Below are 5,417 nucleotides of genomic sequence, written 5' to 3' on the forward strand. Positions count from 1 at the left end.
CAGGCCGGTTCAGTTACCGCGGCCCTTAGCTTCGGGGAGAATAATGGCTGCCGGGGCTGGCTCCTGGGGCCAAATCCCCTGGAGAATGAAGGCCGGGGGCAGGGCATGGCGCAGATGTTCCAGATGATGAACATGGCCCGTCTGGAAACCGGGCATTTGGCCTTATCCTGCATCGCCAACGCCTTTTACAATGCCAGGGACTACTGCAAAGAGCGCATTCAGGGGCGCCTCTTAACCGATCCCAAGGCCGGCCGGGTGCCGATTATAAAGCATGAAGATATCAAACGCACCCTTTTGATGGGCAAAGCCCACGTGGAAGTAATGCGCGCCATGCTCTATAAAACTTATTTCGCTTTCGACGTGCGCTCCCATGATCCCGACCCGCTGAAGCGCCAGCAGGCCAATGACTTGATCGAGGTGGCCACACCGCTGTGCAAGGCTTATCCCAGTGACGAAGGCTGGTGGCTGTGCGGAGAGGCCATACAGGCTTACGGCGGTTACGGCTATTGCGAGGAATACCCGGTGGCCCAGATCGCGCGCGACATCAAGATCTACTCGATCTGGGAAGGCGCCAATTATATTCAGGGGCTGGACCTGGTGGGGCGCAAGATGACCATGAAAAAAGGCAGCGTTTTCGCAGCTTTTATACAGGATATCGAGGAATTCTGCGCCGCCCACCGCGGCGAGGGGATACTTGCCCGCGAATTTGCCCATCTCGACAAAGCCTTATCGGCTTACCGGCAAATTCAGAAAACCCTGCTGGGTTTTGCCGCCCGGCAAAACATGGATCTGGTGGCGGTGTACGCCCGGCGGATTCTGACCGCTACCGCCCAGCTTTACGGGGGACGCCTTATTCTGGACCAGGCCTGGCTGGCCCAAAAGCGCCTCGGGGAGCTGGAAGCGGATCATTACGACCGGGCCTTTTATCAGGGCAAAGTGGATGCGGCCCGGTATTACCTGCTCAATGTGGTTCCCAATGTGTGGCTGACCGCAGAGGTATTAGCCAGTGAGGACTCCTCCGCTGTAGATATTCCCAGTGAGTCTTTTGATTACTAAGTGGCAAATCAACATTCCCTATACCTAACCATTGTTTGAGCCAGTCCGGGGTTGGCCCGGACTGGCTCGCCTCCCCTTTTGACTGCGGGTCTCCTCTTTTAAGAGACATCCTCTCAAATTAGGATGAAGCCGCAAAGCCTGATGTATCCCCCTGTGCTGTGATCTAAACATTTTGCGGCCATCCCGAAAGGGGTGAAACAGCGCTGCACAGTACCTCGATTTGCGGGGCCGGGAATACGGAAAAATCCCGCAATTAGGGCATTTTGGGCCATTCGGCGAGGGGCTGGCACGATTATTGAATAGGCTTGATACAACCCTGGCCATTCAAAAGGAGGTGATAAGAGGGGGAAGTCCAGACTCACGCAGGAGTTAGATTTTACTACGATTTTATGCAAGGGGGAAAAATAGATGGAATTAAACAAAATAGCGGTAATGGGAGCCGGCACGATGGGACAGGGTATTGCCTGGGCCCTGGCTGCAGCCGGGAAAGAAGTAATACTGTTTGACATTTATCCGGAATACTGTGACAAGGCGATTAAGTCCATCGGCAAAAGCCTGGCCAAACAAGAAGAAAAGGGCAAAGTGCCGGCAGGCGCCGCCGATGCAATTACCGCTAAAATCGAGCCCACCGGCGAATTCGACAAGCTGGCCGAAGCCGATTTCATCATCGAATGCGTTTTTGAAAAAATGGAGATCAAAAAAGAAGTTTACACCCGCCTGGACGCCATTCTCAAGCCTGACATCATAGTGGCCACCAATACATCTTCACTATCTATCACCGAGATCGCCGCTATCACCAAGCGCTCTGACAAGGTCGTCGGCATGCACTTTTTTAATCCCGCCAATGTGATGAAATTGGTGGAAGTGATCCCTGCCGCCCAAACCTCTCAGGAAACCATTGACATCGTGGTGGAATTCTCCAGGGCCATAGGCAAGACCCCGGTTCTGGTCAAGGAAGGGCCGGGATTTGTGGTCAACCGCATCCTGCTGCCGGGCATGAATGAAGCCGCTTTCATTCTCAATGAGGGTCTGGCCAGCGCCGAGGATATTGACACCGCCATGAAACTGGGCGCCGGCTGGCCGATGGGGCCTTTGACCTTATGTGACCTGGTGGGGGTGGATATCGCCCTGGCGGTATGCGAGACGCTCTTTAAAGAGACTGGCGATCCCAAATATCGCCCGGCTCCGCCCTTAAAACAACTGGTGCGCGCCGGCTGGCTGGGGATGAAGACCGGCAAAGGCTTCTATGATTACAGCAAAAAATAGCCGCGGGGTTAACAGCGAGTGATAGGGGGGACAGCCGTGTCATATGAAAACCTGGTACTGGAAAGAGAAAACGACATCGCCATTCTGTACATCAACCGGCCTAAATATTTGAACGCCCTCAATGCCCGGACACTGGAGGAGATCTCTCAAGCGGTGGATGAGGTCAGACAGGACCCGGATATCAAGGTGCTGATAATAACCGGTGCGGGGGATAAATCCTTCGTGGCCGGCGCCGACATCAATTTCATGCTGCCTCTTTCTCCGGCACAAGGAAGATATTTTTCCGACATGGGGGAGAAGGTATTCCGCAAATTGGAACTCATGGAAAAGCCGGTGATCGCAGCGGTCAATGGTTTTGCCCTGGGAGGAGGATGCGAGCTGGCGATGGCCTGCGATGTCCGTCTGGCTGCGGATAATGCGGTTTTCGGCCAGCCTGAAGTGGGGCTGGGCATTATCCCGGGATTCGGGGGCACGCAGCGCTTGCCGCGTCTGATAGGGGAAGGCCGCGCTAAAGAGCTTACCTATACCGCTAACAACATCAAAGCTGAGGAGGCTTACCGGATCGGCCTGGTAAACCATGTCTATCCAGCGGCTGAATTAATGGATCAGGCCAGAAAAATGGCCGCCAGGATTGCTGCCAAAGCGCCCCTGGCGGTGGGCTACGCCAAATTCGCCATCGGCAAAGGCATGCAGGTGGACATCGACACCGCTATGAGCATCGAATCAGATATGTTCGGCATGTGTTGTGCCACCGAGGACAAAAATGAAGGCCTGGGGGCCTTTGTGGAAAAACGCAAACCGCAGTTTAAAAACAGGTAAAATTCCTGGCTGCACCATGGTTTTAACTTTATTAAAAGGGGAGGTTTATTCATTTGAAGGAAATTGTACTGGTCAGCGCATGCAGAACCGCCATAGGTGCCTTTATGGGCAGTTTGAAAGACGTTCAGGCCAAAGAATTGGCTGTAGCGGCGGGAAAAGCCGCCATAGAACGGGCCGGCATCGACATAGGCCTGATCAAGGAATTGGTGATGGGCCAGGTTTATCCCCATGGACAGGGTTCTCTGCCCGCCCGGCAGGTGGCCATGGCCATCGGCCTGCCCATCGACAGCACCGCCGCCAATGTCAACCAGAACTGTGCTTCAGGGATGCGGGCACTTGAAGTCGCAGCCCGCAACATACAGGTGGGGGCCAATGATGCCGCCCTGGTCATAGGGGTGGAGAGCATGACCAATGCCCCATACATGGCCTTGAAAGGGCGCATGGGCTACCGCATGGGCCCGGGCAAGCTGGAAGACGCCATGATCCATGACGGCCTCTTTGACAGCATGATTCCCGGGCATATGGGAATCAGCGCCGAAAATATCGCCGAGAAATACGGCATCACCCGGGAAGAATGCGACCAACTGGCTTTGATGAGCCATCAGCGGGGCACCCGGGCCAGGGACGACGGCAGCTTCCAGCGCGAAATCGTGCCCTTCGAAATAAAAACCCGCAAGGGAAGTACATTCTATGCCACCGACGAGCACATGATCCCCGACGCCAGCCTGGAAAAAATGGCCAAACTGCCGACGGCATTCAAAAAAGGCGGAGTGGTTACGGCTGCTAATGCTTCGGGTATAAACGATGCTGCGGCTGCGGTGGTTATTATGTCCAAAGATAAAGCCCTGGAATTAGGCCTCAAACCCTTAATGAAAATGGTCAATATCTGCCATGCCGGGGTTGCCCCTGAAGTCATGGGATTGGGACCGGCCCTGGCGATTCCCCGCGGTTTGGGTCTGGCTGGTTTCAAATTCGAAGATATCGAGTACTGGGAGATCAATGAAGCCTTTGCCGCTCAATTCCTGGGGGTGGGCCGCATGCTGAAAGAAGACTTCGGCATTGAACTGGATATGGACAAATGCAACCTGAACGGTTCGGGTATCGCGCTGGGTCATCCGGTGGGATGCACCGCCCTGCGCATCGTTGTCAGCCTTTATTATCAGATGGAGAAAATGGGCGCAACCCTGGGCGGAGCTTCGCTTTGTGTGGGAGGCGGTCCGGCCATGTGTTCTTTGTGGACTCGGGATATCTAAATGTTTTGAGGGCGGCTGTGCCCCCTGATGGCCGGGCCGGCAACAGTAAGGAGGTTTGAAAGTGGATTTTAGATTAACTGAAGAACAGGAAATGATGAAACGCATGGCACACGATTTTGCCGCCAATGAAATCGCTCCTTTTGCCAGCGAATGGGATCATAACCATGTATATCCTCAGGATTGTCTTGACAAAATGCAGGAATTAGGATTTATGGCCATAGGTGTACCGGCCGAATACGGCGGCCCCGGGTTGGACCATGTGACTCAAAATATAGTGGCTGAAGAGATCTGCTGGGGGGACGCCGGTATAGGCACCATCATGGTCGCCAGTTCACTATTGGCCACCGACCCCATACATGTGGCCGCCAATGAGGAACAGAAGAAAGAGTGGTTCGGGCGCATCGTAGACGGCGAACTGGGGGCCTTCTGTTTAACCGAACCCGGCGCGGGTTCTGACGCCGGCGGCATTTCCACCCGCTGTGTAAAATCCGGAGATGAATATATCTTGAACGGCTCCAAGCAGTTTATCAGCAACGGCGGAACCGCCGGGATGTATACTGTTCTGGCCACCCTGGACAAGAAAATGGGCAGCAAAGGCATGTGCTGTTTCATGGTGGACCGCAATACCCCCGGTATCACGGTGGGCAAGGTGGAGGATAAACTGGGCATCAGAACCTCCAATACTACCGAGGTCATTTTTGAGGATGTGCGGGTTCCGGCCAAAAACCTGATCGGCAAGGAAGGCCAGGGTTTTTATATCATTATGAAGACCCTGGATATCTCCCGGGCCAGCATAGCCGCTATGGCAACCGGGGTGGCCCAGCGCTGCCTGGACGAATCCCTGGCCTATTCACAGCTTCGCACCCAATTCGGCAAACCCATCTCCAGTTTCCAGGCCATACAGTTCAAGCTGGCCGACATGGCCATGCGCATCCAGGCCTCACGCCTGCTCTATTATGAGGCATCTTCTTTGCAGGACATGGAAGTGCCCCGTTTCAGCAAATCGGCATCGCTGGCCAAGGC

At 54.6% G+C, this 5,417-nt stretch carries 5 protein-coding genes; all 5 read left to right on the forward strand.

Annotation, left to right across the window (positions count from 1 at the left end; translation table 11 throughout):
- A partial coding sequence (locus tag B3W37_RS12780) for an acyl-CoA dehydrogenase family protein (RefSeq protein WP_483176052.1) occupies window positions 1–1,056 on the forward strand: 1,056 nt, incomplete at its 5' end.
- Between the two features lie 408 nt (window positions 1,057–1,464).
- Entirely contained in the window at window positions 1,465–2,322 is an 858-nt protein-coding gene (locus B3W37_RS12785; protein WP_483170809.1) for a 3-hydroxyacyl-CoA dehydrogenase family protein, read from the forward strand.
- Window positions 2,323–2,358: 36 nt separating this feature from the next.
- Window positions 2,359–3,141 (forward strand): short-chain-enoyl-CoA hydratase, encoded by a 783-nt coding sequence (locus B3W37_RS12790; protein ID WP_483176053.1) that lies wholly within the window; start codon window positions 2,359–2,361, stop codon window positions 3,139–3,141.
- A gap of 47 nt (window positions 3,142–3,188) precedes the next feature.
- Window positions 3,189–4,394: a thiolase family protein gene (locus B3W37_RS12795; protein ID WP_483170836.1), complete on the forward strand. Its 1,206-nt coding sequence runs from the start codon at window positions 3,189–3,191 to the stop codon at window positions 4,392–4,394.
- A 61-nt stretch (window positions 4,395–4,455) separates the two neighbouring features.
- Window positions 4,456–5,417, forward strand: a 962-nt coding sequence (locus tag B3W37_RS12800) for an acyl-CoA dehydrogenase family protein (protein WP_483176054.1), incomplete at its 3' end; no start/stop codon positions are given.

This window comes from Syntrophomonas sp. UBA5494 (genome assembly GCF_002426325.1).

Excerpts from the sequence above, each read along its gene's own strand:
- B3W37_RS12785 (WP_483170809.1), top strand. The coding sequence starts at position 1,465 with ATGGAATTAAACAAAATAGCGGTAATGGGAGCCGGCACGATGGGACAG.